This is a genomic window from Paracoccus ravus, assembly GCF_004522175.1.
Classification (GTDB): Bacteria; Pseudomonadota; Alphaproteobacteria; order Rhodobacterales; family Rhodobacteraceae; genus Paracoccus; species Paracoccus ravus.
On the sequence record NZ_SDEB01000014.1, the window covers coordinates 94,684 to 112,649 of the forward strand.

The 17,966-nt window shown below is 63.8% G+C and carries 14 protein-coding genes and 2 pseudogenes; 6 read left to right on the top strand and 10 right to left on the bottom strand.

All coding sequences use genetic code 11. From position 1 onward, the window contains the following. The first annotated feature begins 103 nt into the window (after positions 1-103). Both ESZ60_RS20775 and ESZ60_RS21285 read left to right on the top strand, forming a co-directional pair. Positions 104-274: a hypothetical protein gene (locus tag ESZ60_RS20775; RefSeq protein ID WP_167620141.1), complete on the top strand. Its 171-nt coding sequence runs from the start codon at positions 104-106 to the stop codon at positions 272-274. Between the two features lie 27 nt (positions 275-301). Beyond that, positions 302-645, top strand: a pseudogene (locus ESZ60_RS21285) (transposase domain-containing protein); the annotation flags it as partial. 295 nt (positions 646-940) lie between these two features. Here ESZ60_RS21285 and ESZ60_RS12750 read toward each other — a convergent pair. The 7 genes from ESZ60_RS12750 to ESZ60_RS12780 form a co-directional block, all read right to left on the bottom strand. Further along, positions 941-1,327, bottom strand: coding sequence for a RidA family protein (locus tag ESZ60_RS12750; protein ID WP_134681119.1), 387 nt, complete (start codon positions 1,325-1,327; stop codon positions 941-943). A 19-nt stretch (positions 1,328-1,346) separates the two neighbouring features. Further along, on the bottom strand, positions 1,347-3,140 hold the full coding sequence (locus ESZ60_RS12755) for an ABC transporter ATP-binding protein (protein ID WP_134681120.1): 1,794 nt from the start codon (positions 3,138-3,140) through the stop codon (positions 1,347-1,349). A 1-nt stretch (position 3,141) separates the two neighbouring features. Further along, positions 3,142-3,993 carry an ABC transporter permease gene (locus tag ESZ60_RS12760; RefSeq protein WP_134681121.1) on the bottom strand — a complete coding sequence of 284 codons (852 nt, stop codon included), beginning with the start codon at positions 3,991-3,993 and terminating at the stop codon, positions 3,142-3,144. Then, positions 3,990-4,940 carry an ABC transporter permease gene (locus tag ESZ60_RS12765; RefSeq protein ID WP_134681122.1) on the bottom strand — a complete coding sequence of 317 codons (951 nt, stop codon included), beginning with the start codon at positions 4,938-4,940 and terminating at the stop codon, positions 3,990-3,992. The genes ESZ60_RS12760 and ESZ60_RS12765 overlap by 4 nt, the downstream gene beginning before the upstream one ends. 6 nt (positions 4,941-4,946) lie before the next feature. Beyond that, the gene (locus ESZ60_RS12770) at positions 4,947-6,467 is read right to left on the bottom strand and encodes an ABC transporter substrate-binding protein (protein ID WP_134681123.1); all 1,521 of its coding nucleotides are present in this window, start codon (positions 6,465-6,467) and stop codon (positions 4,947-4,949) included. 48 nt (positions 6,468-6,515) lie between these two features. After that, a complete protein-coding gene (locus ESZ60_RS12775) occupies positions 6,516-7,997 on the bottom strand; it encodes a M81 family metallopeptidase (protein WP_134681124.1) in 1,482 nt (493 codons plus the stop codon). 253 nt (positions 7,998-8,250) lie between these two features. Continuing rightward, the gene (locus ESZ60_RS12780; protein WP_134681125.1) at positions 8,251-9,333 is read right to left on the bottom strand and encodes an alanine racemase; all 1,083 of its coding nucleotides are present in this window, start codon (positions 9,331-9,333) and stop codon (positions 8,251-8,253) included. Positions 9,334-9,466: 133 nt separating this feature from the next. On the opposite strand from ESZ60_RS12780, the gene ESZ60_RS12785 reads away from it, so the two are divergent. Continuing rightward, positions 9,467-10,330: a MurR/RpiR family transcriptional regulator gene (locus ESZ60_RS12785; protein WP_134681126.1), complete on the top strand. Its 864-nt coding sequence runs from the start codon at positions 9,467-9,469 to the stop codon at positions 10,328-10,330. Positions 10,331-10,964: 634 nt separating this feature from the next. After that, a pseudogene (locus ESZ60_RS12790) lies at positions 10,965-12,694 on the top strand (DUF3604 domain-containing protein). A gap of 934 nt (positions 12,695-13,628) precedes the next feature. Here the strand turns inward: ESZ60_RS12790 and ESZ60_RS12795 are convergent. Together ESZ60_RS12795 and ESZ60_RS12800 are read right to left on the bottom strand one after the other, a co-directional pair. Beyond that, a complete protein-coding gene (locus ESZ60_RS12795; protein ID WP_134681127.1) occupies positions 13,629-14,261 on the bottom strand; it encodes a response regulator transcription factor in 633 nt (210 codons plus the stop codon). 51 nt (positions 14,262-14,312) lie between these two features. Next, positions 14,313-14,705, bottom strand: a complete 393-nt coding sequence (locus ESZ60_RS12800; RefSeq protein ID WP_134681128.1) for a response regulator transcription factor — start codon at positions 14,703-14,705, stop codon at positions 14,313-14,315. 219 nt (positions 14,706-14,924) lie between these two features. Here ESZ60_RS12800 and ESZ60_RS12805 point away from each other — a divergent pair, with 219 nt between their 5' ends. Together ESZ60_RS12805 and ESZ60_RS12810 are read left to right on the top strand one after the other, a co-directional pair. Next, positions 14,925-16,418: a sensor histidine kinase gene (locus ESZ60_RS12805; RefSeq protein WP_167620142.1), complete on the top strand. Its 1,494-nt coding sequence runs from the start codon at positions 14,925-14,927 to the stop codon at positions 16,416-16,418. 395 nt (positions 16,419-16,813) lie between these two features. Continuing rightward, the gene (locus ESZ60_RS12810) at positions 16,814-17,218 is read left to right on the top strand and encodes a hypothetical protein (protein ID WP_134681130.1); all 405 of its coding nucleotides are present in this window, start codon (positions 16,814-16,816) and stop codon (positions 17,216-17,218) included. Positions 17,219-17,550: 332 nt separating this feature from the next. Here ESZ60_RS12810 and ESZ60_RS20780 read toward each other — a convergent pair. Further along, the coding region (locus tag ESZ60_RS20780) for a hypothetical protein (protein ID WP_167620143.1) at positions 17,551-17,966 on the bottom strand (416 nt) is incomplete at its 5' end.

Consider the following 17,966-nt stretch of genomic DNA (forward strand, 5'->3'; position numbering starts at 1 on the left):
CGAAATCCTTGATGACACCGCCTGAGATGCCCGAGAGGCCTCGCCGTCGCGGAGCTCGTAGCCTCCGGCCATGTTGCGCAGGTTCGCATAGCTGGCACGGCTGGTGCCAGAAGTGTCGATCTCGGCCACGCCATCGGTCGCCATGCTGCCCTGGCCGATCCAGACCGAGCTGAAATTCGCGAAAATAGAGGACCTCGAACGTGCGCGGACCGGTGCGCTGCCCGTCGGTCCAGTCGGCATCTTCAAGCTGGCTGGTCTTGGAGGGGGGACTTGAAGCCGAGGTAAGGGTCTGTCCTCCGCACTCATGGACTCCTATGCCCGCAAGATCGTCAGCCGGCGCGCCAGCACGTCAGCCCAAGCAGGGATTGTCCTGGAAACACTGGAGCAGGCGGCCCATGACCGAAGGCCGACAAAGGCAATGGGGCTGGTTCATCACCGATCCGGGGGCTCGCTTGAAGGCGCAGAACGCTTTGGTCGAAACCATCAACGGCCCGCTCAAGGCAGAGGTCATTCATCGCCGCGGCCCATCGCAGCTTCGAGCCCGTCGAATAGCCGACGCTGGACTGGGAAGACTGGTTCAACAACCTTCGCCTCCCCGAGCCCATCGGGAACATCTCGCCAGCCGAGGCGGAGGCAAACTTCTAAGCGGCGTCGGAAACCGAAGACATCGCCGCGTAACTGCCCCTATCCAGCCTCCGGCAAGCCCGGGGGGGGGGCACGGGGATCGCGCCGGACAAATTTCAGGTGCTCGACAGCACCGTGATGCATGGCGGTCTTCTTGATTATCGAGCAGGCGATGACGGTGCTGCTGCATTCTCGTTGGCCGCGGCGTCCCGCATGAGCCGGTGAATGGTGGCGAGGGATCTGGCACTTGCAGGGCGTAAGACGTTCGGCGGGGCACTTGCGACAAGCCGCCCCGCCTGGGTCATGCCCACCTGCTTCAGGGCTTGCGATAGGCGATGCAATCCACCTCGACCTTGCAATCGACCACCATCGCGGATTGCACGCAGGCCCTAGCCGGCGGGTTCTCGCCGAAATACCGCGCAAAGACCCCGTTGAAGCTCCAGAAATCGCGGGGATCGTCCAGCCAGACGCCGACGCGCATGATATGTTCGGGACCGTATCCGGCATCGGTCACGATCTTGAGCATGTTCTCGATGGCGATGGTGGCCTGCTCGACGATGCCGTGGCCGACGACCTCGCCATCGCGCATCGGCGTCTGACCCGAAACGTAAAGCCAGCCATCGGCCTCGGTCGCCTTGGCGAAGGGCAGGGGACGCTGACCCGAGCCTTTTCCTTCGCCGACGCCATGACGCTTGATATCCATGTTCTTCTCCTGGGTGGTTTCAGGCCGAGGTCTCGGCCATGACGAAGTGGCCCGGCGCGACCTCGCGGTAGAGCCGTTTGGGCGCAACGTAGTCCAGCGGACGCAGGGGGCTGCGCGGCTCCTGCGGCGGAGCGGCCGACCGGGTGCCGCGCAGCGCCGGGTCCGGTACGGGCACGGCGGCGATCAGCCGGCGGGTATAGGGGTGCTGGGCATTGCCGAAGATCGCGGCGCGCGGCCCGATCTCGACGATCTCGCCGAAATGCATCACCGCGACGCGGTGGCTGATGCGTTCCACCACGGACATGTCATGCGAGATGAACAGGAAGGCCAGTCCGCGGCTCGCCTGGAGGTCCATCAGCAGGTTCGAGACCTGCGCCTTGACCGAGACATCCAGCGCCGAGACGGCCTCATCCGCGACGATGAATTTTGGCTCGAGCGCCATGGCCCGCGCGATCGAGACGCGCTGCCTCTGCCCGCCCGAGAATTCATGCGGATAGCGCCCGGCCATCTCCGGCGACAGCCCGACTTGGTCCAAGAGTTCCGCGACGCGCAGCCTTGCGGCCGCCTTGGGCAGGAGGCCATGGGTCAGGATCGGCTCGAGGATCGCGTCACCCACGCTGATGCGCGGATTGAGCGAGGCGAAGGGATCCTGGAAGATCATCTGGGCGGATCGGCGCATCGTGCGCAATTCTGAGGACCTGGCCCGGGCGATGTCGCGGCCGTCGATGCGGATCTCGCCCGCACTGGGGGTGGTCAGGCGCATGATCGCGCGGCCCGTGGTCGATTTTCCGCAGCCGGACTCGCCCACGAGCGCAAGCGTCTCGCCGGGATGCAGATCGAACGAGACATCCTCGACCGCATGGACGCGGCCCTGGGGCAGATCGAACCGGATCGAAAGGTTGCTGACGCTGACGACGGGCGCGGTGCCCGCAGGCGGCAAGGGCATTTCCCGCCCCTCGCTGGCCGTGCCGGTCCGGGGGTCGACCTGCGGAAAGCGCCGCGGCCCCGCTGCGCCGTTCATCGTGCCCAGGCGCGGGATCGAGGCCAGCAGCGCGCGCGTATAGGGCTGGCCGGGCGCGGCGAAGAGGCGCGAGGTCTCGCCCGTCTCGACCATGTCGCCGCGGAACATGACCACGGTGCGGTCGGCGACCTCGGCCACGACGCCCATGTCATGGGTGATGAAGAGCACCCCCATCTCGCTTTCGCGCTGCAATTCCGAGATCAGCGACAGGATCTCGGCCTGGATGGTCACGTCGAGGGCGGTGGTCGGCTCGTCGGCGATCAGCAGGCGGGGCCTGCAGGCCAGCGCCATCGCGATCATCACCCGCTGCCGCATCCCGCCCGAGAACTTGTGCGGATATTCATGCAGCCGGCTCTTGGCCGAGGGGATGCGGACGCGCTCCATCAGGGTCAGCGCCTCGGCCTCGGCCTCGCGCCAGGACATGTCGCGATGCAGGACCAGCGCCTCGGCCAGCTGGTTGCCGATGGTCAGGACCGGATTGAGCGAGGTCATCGGCTCTTGAAAGATCATGCCGATGCGGCCGCCCCGCACCTTGCGCATCTCGGCTTCCGGCAGGGTCAGCAGGTCGCGCCCCTCGAGCAGGATGCGTCCGGTCGATCGCGTCTTGTCGCGCGGCAGGAGGCGCATGGCGGAAAGTGCGGTGACGCTTTTGCCCGAGCCGGATTCGCCCACGATGGCGACGGTTTCGCCGGCCTTCACCTCGAAGTTGATGCCGCGGATCACCTCGCGCCAGCCCTCGCGGCTGCGGAAGGCAGTGGTCAGGTTCTGCACGGAAAGGACAGGATCGGACATCTCAGCGCTCCTTGGTCAGGCGCGGATCGACGAGATCGCGCAGTCCGTCGCCCAGAAGTTGAAGCGACAGCACCGAAAACACGATGGCAAGGCCGGGAAAGATCATCAGCCAGGGCGCGCTGTTCATGTATTCCCGCCCCGAGGCCAGCATGGTTCCCCATGTCGGCATGTCGGTCGAGACACCGACACCAAGAAAGGACAGGCTGGCCTCGGCGAGCATGGCCGAGGCAAAGACGAAGGTCGCCTGGACCAGCACCGGCGAGGCAAGGTTCAGGAGCAGGTGGCGCGTCAGCACCCGCCAGGTCGGCAGGCCCAGCGTGATCGCGGCCTCGATATAGGGCATCTCGCGCAGCACCAGCGTCGAGCCGCGCACGATCCGCGCCAGACGCGGCGCATAGGTGATGCCAAGCGCAATGATGACGGTGGCGACCGAGGGCCCCAGCGCCGCGACCAGCGCGATCGCCAGCAGGATGTCGGGGAAGGACATCATGGCATCCAGCAGCCGCGAGATCGGGGCGTCGAGCGCGCGGAAATAGCCCGCCGCCACACCCAGGATCACGCCCAGCACGGTGGACAGCGCAACCACTCCCAGGCTGACCAGAAGCGAGACCCTGCCGGCGAAGATCGCGCGGGACAGGATGTCGCGGCCGAATTCGTCGGTGCCGAACAGGTGGCTGGCCGAGGGCGGCTGCAGCTTGTTCACGATCGACAACTTGTTCGGCGCGTAGGGCGCGATCAGGGGGGCGAGCAGCGCGGCCAGCACCACGATCGCAAGGATCACGGCGCCCAGCAGGGCGGCGCGGTTGCGCAGCAGCAGGCGGGGTGCGGCAAGGAAATTGGTGGTATCGGTCACAGGCGCACCCGCGGGTCCACAAGAATATAGAGCATGTCGGTGATGAAGTTGATCAGGACGTAGATCGCCGCGACCACCAGAAGCGTGCCCTGGATCACGGGATAGTCGCGCCGCAGCACCGCCGAGACGACGAGGTTGCCGACCCCCGGAAGGCCGAAGACGGTTTCCGTGACCACTGCGCCCGCGACCAGCATGGCGACGGAGAGGCCGATGACGGTGATGATCGGCACGAGCGCGTTGCGCAGCGCGTGTTTCAGCACGACCCGCGTCTCGGTCGCGCCCTTGGCCCGGGCGGTGCGGACATAATCGTCCCCCAGCACGTCGAGCATCGCCGCCCGGGTAAAGCGGGTGATCAGCGCCGAATTCACCACGCCAAGCGCGATCGCCGGCAGGACCAGGTGCTGGATGCGTTCAAGAAACCCGCTCTCCGGCCCACCATAGCCCGAGGCCGGCAGCAGGCCCAGCCCGACGGCAAAGACCTGGATCAGGATCAGCCCCAGCCAGAAGCTGGGCACGCTCGAGGCGATCATGGTCAGCGTGACGACGACCTGATCGAAAAGAGTGCCGCGACGGACGGCTGAGAAGACGCCCACCGGCAGCGCGATGGCGCAGGCGATCAGGATCGAGAAGAGCGTCAGGAAAAAGGTCGGCTCGGCGCGCGCCAAGAGCGCCTCGCCGACCGATTGGCCAAGAAAGATCGACTGCCCAAGATCGCCGCGCAGCAGGCCCAGCATGAACTGGCCATATTGCACGATCAGCGGCGCATCCAGCCCGATGCGGCTGCGCAGGTCCGCGATGTCCTGCGGCGTCGCATCCGATCCCAGCATGACGGCGGCAGGATCGCCCGGCGTGACCCGGACGATGACGAAGACCACGGTCGCGACGATGGCCAGCACCAGAAGCATGCCCGCCAGTCGGCCCAGCAAGGCCCGAGCGATCCTGTTCATTGCGCCTTACTCCTTCGGGGTGACGTTCCAGAAATGCGGCCAATAGGTCGGGACATAGCCCTCGACGCCCTTGGCCAGACCGCTCAACCCGTTGAAGTTTCCGACCTTGAAGAGCGGCGCGTCGTCATAGATGACGCCCTGCAGCCCCTCCCATGCGGTCAGTTTTTCTGCATCAGTGGTCGAGGCCAGATAGACCGAGACGGCCTGCGCCTTCTGGTCCGAGACATACCAGCCGGGATAGCTGTCGGTGACCGTGTTGATCGTGCTGGGATCGCCCGGGAAATTCGAATGGGTGATGAAGATGTCCCATTGCGCCGGATCGGCGCGCCGGGTGGTCAGGGTCGCCCAATCCACCACCTGCATGTCCACCTTGAAGCCTGCCGCTTCCAGATAGGCCTTGGCGACTTCGCCGATCTTGTAATGGAACTCGTATTGGCGGCTGGTCAGGATCCGCAGCGGGGTGCCGTCATAGCCCGCCTTTTCCAGAAGTTCCGCCGCGCCCTCGGGGTCGCCCTCGCCGTAGCGGGTCACACCGGCTGCGCTGTGCCAGTAGAAGCCCTCGGGGAAGATCGCGCCGTCAACGCTGAAGAACCGCTGATCCGAGAAGGCCGCCAGCATCATGTCCGTCGGGTTCAGCGCCAGTTGCACCGCCTGTCGCAGGTCCTTGTTGGTCAGCAGACCTTCCTTCATGTTCATGTTCATGGACGGCCAGCCCTGGTTCTCGAAGATGACCGGGGTGGCGGCGTCGCTTTGCGCGATGCGGTCATATGCGCTGACCGGCAGAGCATCGGCAAAATCGAACTGGCCCGAGATCAGGCCCTCGACGCGCGTATTCGCGTCGGGCACCGGAACGAAGCGGATTTCCTTGGCGATCGCCTCGCGCTTGCCGGCGAAATTGCTGGCCTCACCCTCGGGCGAGACATAGGCATCGAAACGGACAAGCTGGGTATATTGGTCGGGGCGGCGTTCTTTCAGCATATAGGGGCCGGTGCCCACGAACTCGGTGAGTTCCTCCGCGATCTTTTCCGAGGGCAGGATGATCGAGGCCTGCGACAGGGTGGCCAGCAGCGGCGCATAGCGCGACTTCAGCTTGAAGACGACGGCATCGGGACCATCGGCCGCGAGGCTCTCGACGATCTCGGCGACCTGCTTGCCCTTCGAGTTCACCTGCATCCAGCGTTCGAGCGAGGCCACGACATCGGCGGAATCGAAAGCCGATCCGTCATGGAAGGTCACGCCCTGGCGCAGCGGGATGCGCCAGCTCAGCCCGTCGGCCGAGATCTCGGGCGCGGACGAGGCAAGCAGCGGCACCGATTTCCACTGCGCGTCATAGGTATAGAGCGTCTCGAAGATATGCTGGTCGATGGTCAGCACGATGTCGGTGGGGGTCTGCATCGCATCCAGCGTCGGCGGCTCGCCGATGGTGGCGACGGTCAGCACGCCCTCGGCGGCATGGGCGCTGCCGATGGCGGTCGATGCGGCCAGAGCGGCAAGGCAGCTGGTCAGGTAAGCTCTTGTCTTCATCATTGTTCCTTCCTGTCGGTCATGGCCCTTTGCGGGTCGTTCGGGGGTGGTTTAGGTTTCAAGCCCCAGCGGGTCGGCAACCCGCGGCCAAAGGCCGAGGCTTGCCTTGCGATAGGGGGTCGTGGCGGGGTCGGTGGGATAGGATGTCGGAGCGGCGACATAGACGATCTCGGCCGCGATCGGCGCGAAGCCCGCGTGGAAATGGTTGGTCGATTTCACCAGCAGGTAATCCTTGGCGGCGAAATCGATGCCCAGATTGGTGAAGATGTCCGGCTCGTAGGTCTGCGAGCGGCTGGTGATCAGGATGATGTCGGTCTCGCTGCCGAGCGGGCGGATGACCGCGACGCGGCCCAGAGAGACCCGGCTGTTGCGGAAGCTCTGCCAGCCCTCGTCCATGACCCGCATGACGCGGACCTGCAGGTCCAGAGGCTCGCCCCCCATGCCCGAGGACTTGCCGCCGATGCGGATGCCGATCTCGGCCCCTTCGCCTGCGGCGTGGCAGAAGCCGACGGCGATCGGGTCCCAGATCGTGGCGACCGCCAGCCGGTCCATGCCGCGTTCGAGTATCCGGCGCAGGACATGGGTCGCGTCGCCGGCGACGCCGCCGCCCGGATTGTCCCAGACATCGGCGATCACCACGGGCAGGCCAGGCCCCGCATCGCGAAGGGCGGCTGCGCGGTCGAGCCCCGCCTCGGTCGCGAGCATCGGCATCGCGGTGTCCCGGCGCAGGGCGTAAAGCTCGTGGCCCAGTCGCTGCGCCAGTGCCGCGCCGCCCGCCGCATCGCCATCGGTCACGACCAGGATGCGGGTGCCCATGTCCGGCACGTCCCCGGCCATGAAGCCGTGGATGACCGAGACGGAGAGCACGCCGTCGCGCCCTTGCAGCGCCTTGAGCCGGTCCACGAAGCCGCGCATCGGTTCACGGCTGGTCGGATAGATGGTGATCATCCGGCAATCGAAAGTCGAGATCACCGGCGCGATCTCGCCGCGCAGGGCGCGCAGCGACAGCTCCACGACATGCTCGCCGCGTTCCTCGAAATCGGTATGCGGAAACTCGAGAAAGGCCGCCATGAGGTCGAGATTGCGGACGCGCGTCGCGGTCAGGTGGCTATGCGGGTCGAATTCCGCCGAGACAAGAACTTTTGGCCCGACAAGGGCGCGCACGCGTTCCAGCAAATCGCCCTCGGGGTCGTCATAGCCCTGCGCGACCATCGCGCCATGCAGGCCGAGGATGACGCCATCGACGGGCATGGCAGCGGAAAGTTCGGCCAGCAGCTGGTCACGCAGTGTCTCGAAGGTCCGGCGCTGGATCAGCCCGGCCGGTTCGGCCCAGCAGGACGTGCCCTCGATGACCTCGAATCCCTCGTCGCGGCCGCGGCGGCGCAGGATCGGCACCACCGAGGAGCACAGCGTGGGCGTGTCGGGATGGGTGCCGGGGGCGGCATAGAAGCCGGCGTGAAAGGCCAGCATGTCGGTCGGGACCGGCGAGAAGGTATTGGTTTCGGTCGCAAGCGACGCGGTGAAGATTCTCATGTCCTGCGGGCCTGTCGGGCTGCTTTGGGAAATTAATTTTCACAAATAGCGCCAGAAATTTCGCGCGCGTCAATGAATTTTCGTCAAACAAGAAATTGAATTTCACGTCCCGTGAAAACAGGCCGGAGGGATTTTCAGCCCATCACGGCGGAATCGGTCCCGCACAGGCTCTCGCCTGAAAATCCGGGACGAAAATGGCGGGACGGTTTCACCTGTCCCGCCAAAGATTTTTTCAGCCGTGGGAGGTCGCGGCTTACCAGACAGTCCCGCGCGCCGCGACGGGCAGGGTGCGGGTCACGACGCCGTCTCGGTGGAAGACGATCCGATCGAACAGATTCGTCACCACGCAGGTATGGTTCGGCACGATCCGGACCTGCTCTCCGATGCCGGGGAAATCCGCTCCGATCGATTCGACCACGGCATGTTCCTCGGAAAGCGTGGTGATGCGGGCATCCTCATGGCCCTCGATCCGGCCGTAATCGGAAAATCCCAGCAGGTCCGAGGTCAGCGCCTTGGAGCCGCAATCCAGCACGGCCCGCCCCGGCGCGGGTCGGGAGACGACCGTGGCGAGGACATGCATGGCCAGATCCTCGGCCCCGCAATGTCCGGCCCGCTGCATCGCCCGGTCATTGTAGATATAGGTCCCTGAGCGGTGTTCCGTCGCGGATGGCACCTCATGGGCCTTGAACAGATCCGGCGACCCGCCATTCGAGCGCACCGGACAGGGGATGCCGCGGGCGTCAAGCAGTGCCATGGTCGCCGAGAAGAAGGCCTCGACCGCCGCCGCGCCGCCGACAGAGGGATAGGTCATCAGCCCGAGGAAGCGCAGCCCCGGTGCCGCCGCGATGCGCTCGGCCAGAGCGGCAGCGGCCTCGGGGGTCTGCACCCCGCAGCGCTTGCCGCCGGTATCGCATTCGACCAGCACGGAAAGCGGCCGCGCGGCGTCGAAACCGCTGGCGAGCCCATCCACGGTCGTTGCGCTGTCCGCGGTCACCCGCAGACCGCCGATCCGGTCATGAAGTGCCCTGAGCCGTGCCACCCGCGCCGCGCCGAGAATATTGTAGGTGATCAGGATCTCGTCGATTCCGGCATCGGCAAAGACCTCGGCCTCGGAGATCTTCTGGCAATTGATCCCGATTGCCCCAGCGGCAAGCTGCTCCAGCGCAAGGGCGGGGATCTTGTGAGTTTTGACGTGGGGGCGGAAATCCTTGCCGCAGCCGTCGAAATATTCCTGCGCGCGGGCGATGTTGCGCGCCAGGCGGTCCTCGTCGATCAGGGGCATTGGGGTGGGGATCTGGGCGATCGGCGTGCCGGGTTCGGGCCAGGGAAAGCTCATCTTCGGGATCCTTGACTGGAAATTCGAGTTCATGATTTTCATGTTCTTCCCGATCTTGCCACCGGAATCGCGCGAAACGGGTTGACCTCTGCCGATTCCGGAAATTAATTTTCACCCAACGCAGGAGTGGCCGATGGATCTTTATCATGTCCTGACCGATGACGAGGGCCGTCTTTCGGATATGGACCGCAAGCTGGCGCAGCTGGTCCTGCAGGATGTGGATTTTGCCACCGGCTCGTCGATCAGCGAACTGGCCGAGCGCGCCGGGGTCTCGCCGCCCAGCGTCACTCGGTTTTGCCGCCGGGTGGGCTGCAGCGGGTTCTCGGATTTCAAGGTCCAGTTGGCGCGGATGACCTATGTCGGGCTGCGCTACCTGCGGCCCGAGGTGCCGACCTCGACCCCCGAAGAAGTGGCCGAGGATATCCTGACCAAGGCGCAGAATGCCCTGTTCCATCTGCATCAGCAGCTCGATCCGCGCCTGCTGAACGAGGCGGCGCAGATCCTGCGCGCGGCGGATTTCATCCTGGCCTTCGGCTCGGGTGGGAATTCCTCGATGATCTCGAGCGAGTTGCAGAACCGGCTGTTCCGGCTGGGATGCAACATCCACAATTCAAGCGACAGGGCGATGGACCTGATGCTGGCGGCCGGGGCGGTCGAGGGCACTGTCGCGATCGTCTCGTCCATGACGGGGCGGGACCTGGATCTGGTGCGCTGTCTTGAACTCATGCGTCAGCGCGGCGTGCCCACCATCGCGCTGACCCAAAGCGGATCGCCCGTCGCGCGTGCGGCAGGCCTGACGATCCCGATCGACCTGCCCGAGGGGCGCAACATCTTTCGCCCGACCTCGACGCGCTACGCCTATCTGGCAGTGGTCGACATGCTGGCCAATCTTGTCGCCTATGCCGATCGCCCGCGTGCGATTGCCGTGCTGCGCCGGATCAAGGAAGAGTTGGTCCGCTCTCGCGACGGGGACGACCGGCAGTTGCTGGGCGACTGATCCGGATTGCGGAAGCGAGGCTCGAAGAAGCCATCCCGACGGCGAAGGCCCGCGGTTCAGTTTTCGCGCCCGCCAACATGGCACGTGACGGCAAAGGTTTGGCGCGAGAGCCACATCGCCATGGTTAGGGCGACAGGCGATGCTTTAAGGCGCCAGGGCCGTACCCTTTACGTCCTGAGCTTCTTGCCAGATCCCGCCAGAGAACTTCAGCGCTGTCTCCGTGACCCGCGCGGCAGCCGACTTGGCGGCAAATGCCAGAGTTACATCGAGATGCCAGTCATGTGCGGATCGCATGTGCGATTGCGCGCCTGACTCGATGGATCCTCCGCAATCTTGGAAAAGAACAGGCCGTCGCGTTTCTGTGCAATCGGGGGCCAGAGAACGGTATAGATTTTTCTGGAAGGATCGACTCGCTACATTGACGATTGAGGAGATCATGGTTCCAATTCAGCGAGTTCTGGTCGCAATAAGCGTCGCAACTCTCATCCTGCTGACCGACCGGGCCGCCGCACAGGACACAGGAACGCCATCCGCCGATAAGTTTGCGATGCCAAGCCCGTATTCGCCCTATGTGGATCGCAGTTTTCCGGAGCGGCCCTATTTGGGCGACACGCATTTGCACACGGCATTCTCGATGGATGCGGGCGCATTCGGGGCACGGCTCGATCTGCGCGATGGCTATCGGTTTGCGCGGGGCGAGTCCGTCATCTCCTCGACGGGACAGCCGGTGCGGCTCTCGCGGCCGCTCGATTCCTAGGCGTTGCGGATCACTCGAACAATATGGGCTTCTTCCCCTATCTGTTTGCCGGCAAGGCGAGCGTGCTGGCCGACCCGACCGGTCGGAAATGGTACAATATGGTGAAGTCCGGGCAGGGCAACGATGCCGCGATCGAGATCATCGCCGCCTTCTCGCATAACAGGTTTCCGCAGGATCTGATGTATTTTCCGGGCTCGCAGGGCTACAAGAACGCTTGGCGGGCGACGATAGACGCCGCCGAGGAATTCAACGACCCCGGCACCTTCACTGCGTTCATCGGCTGTGAATGGACATCGAATACCGGCGGGAACAACCTGCACAGGAACGTCATCTATCGCGGCAATGGTGACCGGGCCGGTTTGGTGCAGCCCTTCACGGTCTACCCGCCGTTTGGCAGCGACGATCCGGCCAAGCTTTGGGAATGGATTGCAAGCTACGAGGAAAAGACCGGCGGCAGCGTATTGGCGATCCCGCATAACGGGAACCTGTCGAACGGCCTCATGTTCCCGGTCGAGACGGCCTCTTCGAAACCGCTCGACAAGCAATATGTCGAGACCCGGAACAATTGGGAGCGGCTTTACGAGACCACCCAGACCAAGGGAACCGGCGAGGCCCACCCGATCCTGTCGCCCGAAGACGAGTTCGCGGATTTCGAACTGTGGGACAAGGGCAATCTGGATGGCAGCGTGGCCAAGACCAATGACATGCCGCAAGATGAATATGCCCGCGAAGCGCTGAAGAACGGGCTCAAACTCGAGGCGCAGTTCGGCACCAATCCCTACAAGTTCGGGCTGATCGGCTCGAGCGACGCGCATACGGGCCTTACCGCGATGGAGGAGGAGAATTTCTTCGGCAAGACCGTGCCGCAGAAGCCCTCGGCCGAACGCTCGACCAAGGCTTTCGTGGACAACAAGGAGATGGGCGTCAGGGTCATGGATTGGGAGGTCGGCGCGTCGGGCTGGGCCGCAGTCTGGGCGACGGGCAATAGCCGGCACGAGATCTGGGACGCGATGCATCAGCGCGAGACCTACGCAACGACGGGATCGCGCATGGTGGTGCGATTCTTCGGAGGTTGGGACTTCACGACGGCGGATGCCGATGCGAGGCTGCCAGTCGCAGCCGGCTATGCGCGCGGCGTGCCCATGGGCGGCGATCTCGCCGCGGGGCCAGAGGGCGCCTCGCCCGTCTTTCTCGTGGCGGCGCTCAAGGATCCGATCGGCGCCAATCTCGATAGGATCCAGATCGTGAAGGGCTGGCTCGACGCCGAGGGCAATACCCATGAGAAGGTCGATGACGTGGCCTAGTCCGGGGGCCGAGAACCGGCGGCGGGTTCGGGAAAGCTCCCTGATGTCGGCACTACCGGCGATCTGGCAACCGCGACTTGGAGCAATTCGATCGGTGCGCCAGACCTTCGCGCGGCATGGACCGCCCCCGATCTCGACAAGGATCAGTCTGCCTTCTACTATGCCCGGGTGATCGAGTGTCCGACGCCGCGCTGGACGGCCTATGACAAGGTGCGACTGAGCGCCTCGCCGCCCGAGGGTGCCCGCATGACGATCACGGAGCGCGCCTATAACGCGCCGATCTGGTATTCTCCCGCGGATTGAGGGTCAGACCACAGGCTGCAGGCAATCCTCTGCGCGACCAGAGGAACGCGCCGGATTTCTAATGGGTCGACAATGTGGCTTCGTTTCTGGCGGGGCCAGCCTCGGGCACTGTGCTTTCACATGATCGGCGCAGGAAAATTGGGTATCCTGCTGGGGTGCCCTCTGCGAAACAGACGATCTCCGCGCTACGGATGAAATTTGGGGCGGCAGCCAACTGAGGCCGAATTTGAGGAACTCATCAGCGTCTACATGCGGGAGGCAATCTGGCCTCGACGGGACCGACGTGGTTATCCCGTAGCGCCCGGCGTGGAAGACGATCTTCGTTCTCAAATTGACCGCCGGTGCATTTCAACCGACCATTGAGGCGCGTCGTATCTATGTCGCTGAGCAGCCTGGGCATCATTGCGAAGCGGCTCGGATCGGCTTTACTCAAATCTTTCCGGGTCTGGACGCGCCGAGCCGGGCGGATCACTTGGCCAGGAATTGCTGTCGCCGCAAGCCATCCTGATCGGGTCGCAGCACGCGGCAGATAGCATGTTTGGCGGGGCCCGCATCCCGATTTCGAAAGTTTGGGCGACAAGGCCGAAGCCGACTGACGCGACCTGCTCAAGGCCCTCTTGGATGCGGCCATCCGGCCGGTGCTCTCGGGACGCAAAGTCAGTCGATCCGAGATAAGGAATTGTTGCCAAGTTGAGGGCTAGCGCAGAATCGCCATTCATCCAGAGCATTTTAGCCGGATCCCTGCGTTGAAGCAGAGAGGTGTGTTCTGGTTGCCTGCCGTCCGTTACTGCAATCTGGGACCATCGGACCGTCGCGGCCCACACAAGATTTCTGCGCCGCCAAGTCGCAAAAACGGTCGCAAATCGGGCTTCTGGCAATTGGCGGCAAAGAGGTAATGCGAAGCCGCAGCGTCAAGGGCAAAGCCAGCCCCGGCTCAGCCCTCATGGGTACGTTCCCCTATACCCAGCCGGCCCGCCATGCGCACCAGATCGGCCAATGTGCGGGCCTCCATCTTCTTCATGGCAGACGCACGATAGAGCTTCACGGTGATCTCGCTCAGACCAAGTTCATAGGCAGCCTGTTTGTTTAGAAGTCCCGCCGTGATCAGGGTCATCACCTGCCGCTCCCGTTCGGAAAGGGCATTGTAGCGATCGCTTAGGCAAGAGGCCTCGCTTTCGGCCTCGCGACGCAGACGGTCGCGGGAAATTGCGTCGCTCACGGCATCCAGCAGATCCTGATCGCGGAAGGGCTTGGTCAGGAAATCGACCGCTCCGGCCTTCATCGCGCGGACCGACATGGGCACGTCGCCATAGCCCGTCATGATGATGACCGGCAAACGGATACCCAGTTGCTCCAGCCGGGTCTGGAAATCGAGGCCGCTCGCTCCTTGCAGGCGCACATCGAGCAAAAGGCAGGAGGGAATATCGGGCAGGGGGTCCGAAAGAAAGCTTTCGGTATTGGCATGGCAATGGCTGTGGAACCCGACCGAGCGCAGCAGCGTGTCGATGGCCCCGCGGAGCAATGCGTCATCGTCGATCACATGAACCGCAGAATCCTGGCCTGACATGTTGCTTCTACCCTCTCCGGATCGTGAGGATACGCAATCGGACGGGCGCTGTCATATCGAATTTCCATCCCGATCCCTGCGGCCGACCGCCATAGCTACGCAGCGGAGCAGGTCGTGATCGTCAAAGGGCTTGCCGAGGAAACAGACCGCCCCCGCGAGCAAGGCCTGATCGCGCAGATTGGGCTGCGGATAGGCCGTCATGATCAGCACCGGCAGGTCGGGATAGTCGGTCCGCAGATGCATCTGCAGGTCAAGCCCGCTCACCCCCGGCAGTTGGATATCCGTCAAAAGGCAATGCGGCAGATCCGCCTTCAGGCTTTCCAGAAACGCCTCGGCGCTGTCGTGAAGCGTCACGCGGTAATCCTCCGAGCGCAGCAGGCTCGACAGTCCACGCCGGATTGCGTCGTCGTCATCGACGATGGCTATATGCGGACCTGCGTTCATTTTCGCCACATGGCCCCCTTCCGTGTGGCCCGACGCAGATGGCCCCCGGCTTGGCCTGCGGCCCAAGGGGGCCATTGCTGCCAAGGGCCTGATTCCAAAACTGTTGTCGAAATGCGGGCAAGGCAACTATACTTAGGTTCAGTCGCCAAATTCGCCGGCCCTCTTGCCATGTGCGAACCGTCTGAGGGCGGCCATATATGCCAGTTTCGGGGCGGGTCGATGCGTCAGGTTTTCACTCTCTGGCCGACAGAGGGCCATGCGGCCCCGCAGCGCAGGATCGCGCCGGACGGGCTTCCGGCATGGGCCAGCGACCCCGGTCCTGCGGCGCAGACCCTGCGCTGGACGCGACAGGATTGGCTGTTTCTCGGCCTAGCCGCCCTGCCGGTTCTGACCTTGGGTCTGCTGGTCGCGGATGGCCTGCATCTGAGCCTTGCCTCGCTCCTGATCTGCAGCTTCGCGATCGGACTGGCCGCCTTTGCCATTTCCACCCATCGTCGCCGCATCTCGGCGCTGCAAGGGGAACTGGCGGATGCGCGGCGCTGGAACGACACCTTGTTCCAGCGCAGCGGCATTTCGCTTTGGCGCGAGGATTGGTCGCATGCCCGAGACGCCGTAGAGGATCTGATGCGGCGCGGCATTCGTGACATGCAGTCCCATTTCGCCGCCCATCCTGACGAGTTGCGGAGCGTCCGGCGTGGGGTCATCATCAAGGATGTGAACGATTTCGCGGTGCTGCGCGCCGGGGCCGAGAACAAGCAACAATTGCTGGGTTCGCTCGACAATCTTCTGCCGGATACGGATCAGACCTTCGTGCAATGGCTGGTCGCTTTCGCCAATGGCGACAATTTCTACCGCTCGGAAACCCATATCACCATGCCCGACGGGCAAGAGGTCGATACGCTTTTCGCTGCGGGCCTGCCGCAGAACCGGCGCGACTTCGAGGATATCCTTGTCAGCGATCTGGACGTCACCGAGTATAAATCGACCCAGACGCGGCTGGCGCAGGCCGAGCAGGATCTGGCCCGCGCCGTGCGGGTCAGCACCATGGGCGCGCTGACGGCTTCGATCGCGCATGAGGTGAATTCGCCTCTGGCCGCTATCGTATCAAGCTCCGAGGCGGCCTTGCGCTGGCTTGGGCGCGACGCGCCCGATCTGGCCGAGGCGCGCGAGGCCATCGGAAATGCGCTGGCCGCGGCCACCCGTGCTAGATCCGTAGTCGAGCAGACCCGCGCCTTTCTGAGCAACAGCAGCACCAGTGCCGCGCCGCAGGACTTGGCGGCAATCGTGCGCGACAGCGTGCTGCTGATCGAACGTGAGCTTCGCGCGCATGGCGTCTCGGTCCATATCGACGCCCCCGACGGCCTGCCTCTGGTCACGGCCGACCGGGTGAACATGCAGCAGGTCATGGTCAATCTGATGATGAATGCCGCGCAGGCAATGAAGGACAGCACCGGCAAGCGCGACCTGACCATCGCGCTACGCCCCGAGGGAGAGAGCGTCCGGGTCGAAATCCGCGACAAGGGCCCCGGTATTCCGCCCGATCGCCTGCATTCGGTTTTCCAGCCCTTCTACTCAACGCGCGAGGGCGGCATGGGCATGGGTCTCGCGATCTGCAAAAGCTGCATCGAGGCGCATGGCGGGCGGATCTGGGCCAGTGCCTCGCCGGATCGGGGCGCGGTGTTTCACTTCGAACTGCCGATGGCCCCAGCCTGAGCCATGCGCGTGGGCCGTTTGGTCCGGTCATGACCGGCGCCTATTCCGGCGCATGATCCGGGAGATACGAGCGGTCCCGAAAGATCGCCTCGTGCGAGGACGCGGCTCTGATTGCGCCAGATCGCCTCGGTCAGAAAGGCCCGATCTCTTGGACAGGCAGTGACAGGAGCGCGGGAGGTCATGATCTGTTCCGCCAGAAGCAAACTTGCGCGCCCGGCGGCAAGCTTGGGCCAGGTTTGCGGGCTTTGCGAAACTGTCCGCGGCAGACCCGCGGGGACTGGGTTGACTGGCACACAGCAAGGGTTGGCCTGTTCGATGTCTCGCCATATGCGCGCAGACCCACCCTGCCGAAAATTCTGAACCCGTTCCTGATGATCATCTGAGGAAGGTGTAAGATGCCGGAATTTACGGTTTGGGAAATCAACAAAGTGAGCGCGGGTGATGCGTTCAGTGACCCGTCTTCCGTCAATGACGATATTGCTGGCGCGGAACCGACATTCGGCTCGGGCTCGTCTCCGATCACGGTCTCGGTCGTCGATGATGACGATCAGTTCTTCGATGGCGACAGCACCCAGAGGCTGGAAGGCGATCAAACGATCAACGGGATGGTGTACGAGGACGACGAGGATCGAGCCCGACTATTCCTATGTGGTCATGCCCGAAGGTTCTACAGATCCGGCCGATGCGATCACGATCTATGCGATCAGGGCGGGGGCGGACCGATCGTCGGCTTTGCCACCTCTGGCCCGATCGATCCCCACGTGACCTATGTCTTTACCGATACCACTAGCCCATGTTGATGGCGTGGATGTCCCCACCTGACGGCATCGCAATGCGCCAATGTGATGAGTGTTGAAGCCATCACAGAGGGAGGGAGCATCCATGTCCGAGGTTACGATTATTGGGATTGATCTGGCAAAGCGCATTTTCCACCTGCACGGAGCTGACGGCGACGGGTCTATCCTGTTTCGCAAGAAACTCAGCCGTAATCAGCTCCTGGGGTTCATGTCGCAGGTTCCTCGGTGTGTCATCGCCATGGAGGCATGTGCCACGGCGCAGGGCTGGGGCCGCGATTTCGAGGAACTTGGACATGAAGTGCGCCTGATCCCACCGATTTACGTGAAGCCCTTCGTCAAACGCCAGAAGAACGATACCGTCGATGCGATTTGTCGCGCTGAAGACGGAAGGGCAACAAGCTCGCGCCACGCTGTTTCGGACGCGGCAGATGTTTGTCGGGCAGCGCACTCAAATGATCAATGCTCTTCGCGGACATCTTGCCGAACACGGCTTGGTCGCGGCGAGAGGGAGTGCCCACCTCAGGAAGCTTGCGGACCCAATCGAAGACATCAACACAGCCTTGCCCGTCGGCGTCCGGGACCTCGGAAAGATGTTTCTGAGACATATCGGAGAGTTGACTGAGCGCATCGTAGAGCTCGGCCTCAAGATGAGCGAGGCTGCCAAGGACACGGCCACGGCACGCCGTGCTCAAACCATGCCTGGTGTCGGAGCGATCACGGCACTTGCGATCGAAACGTTTGCGCCTGACCT

Excerpts from the sequence above, each read along its gene's own strand:
- ESZ60_RS12750 (WP_134681119.1), bottom strand. The coding sequence starts at position 1,327 with ATGGATATCAAGCGTCATGGCGTCGGCGAAGGAAAAGGCTCGGGTCAG.
- ESZ60_RS12755 (WP_134681120.1), bottom strand. The coding sequence starts at position 3,140 with ATGTCCGATCCTGTCCTTTCCGTGCAGAACCTGACCACTGCCTTCCGC.
- ESZ60_RS12765 (WP_134681122.1), bottom strand. The coding sequence starts at position 4,940 with ATGAACAGGATCGCTCGGGCCTTGCTGGGCCGACTGGCGGGCATGCTT.
- ESZ60_RS12770 (WP_134681123.1), bottom strand. The coding sequence starts at position 6,467 with ATGATGAAGACAAGAGCTTACCTGACCAGCTGCCTTGCCGCTCTGGCC.
- ESZ60_RS12775 (WP_134681124.1), bottom strand. The coding sequence starts at position 7,997 with ATGAGAATCTTCACCGCGTCGCTTGCGACCGAAACCAATACCTTCTCG.
- ESZ60_RS12780 (WP_134681125.1), bottom strand. The coding sequence starts at position 9,333 with ATGAGCTTTCCCTGGCCCGAACCCGGCACGCCGATCGCCCAGATCCCC.
- ESZ60_RS12785 (WP_134681126.1), top strand. The coding sequence starts at position 9,467 with ATGGATCTTTATCATGTCCTGACCGATGACGAGGGCCGTCTTTCGGAT.
- ESZ60_RS12795 (WP_134681127.1), bottom strand. The coding sequence starts at position 14,261 with ATGTCAGGCCAGGATTCTGCGGTTCATGTGATCGACGATGACGCATTG.
- ESZ60_RS12800 (WP_134681128.1), bottom strand. The coding sequence starts at position 14,705 with ATGAACGCAGGTCCGCATATAGCCATCGTCGATGACGACGACGCAATC.
- ESZ60_RS12805 (WP_167620142.1), top strand. The coding sequence starts at position 14,925 with ATGCGTCAGGTTTTCACTCTCTGGCCGACAGAGGGCCATGCGGCCCCG.
- ESZ60_RS12810 (WP_134681130.1), top strand. The coding sequence starts at position 16,814 with ATGCCGGAATTTACGGTTTGGGAAATCAACAAAGTGAGCGCGGGTGAT.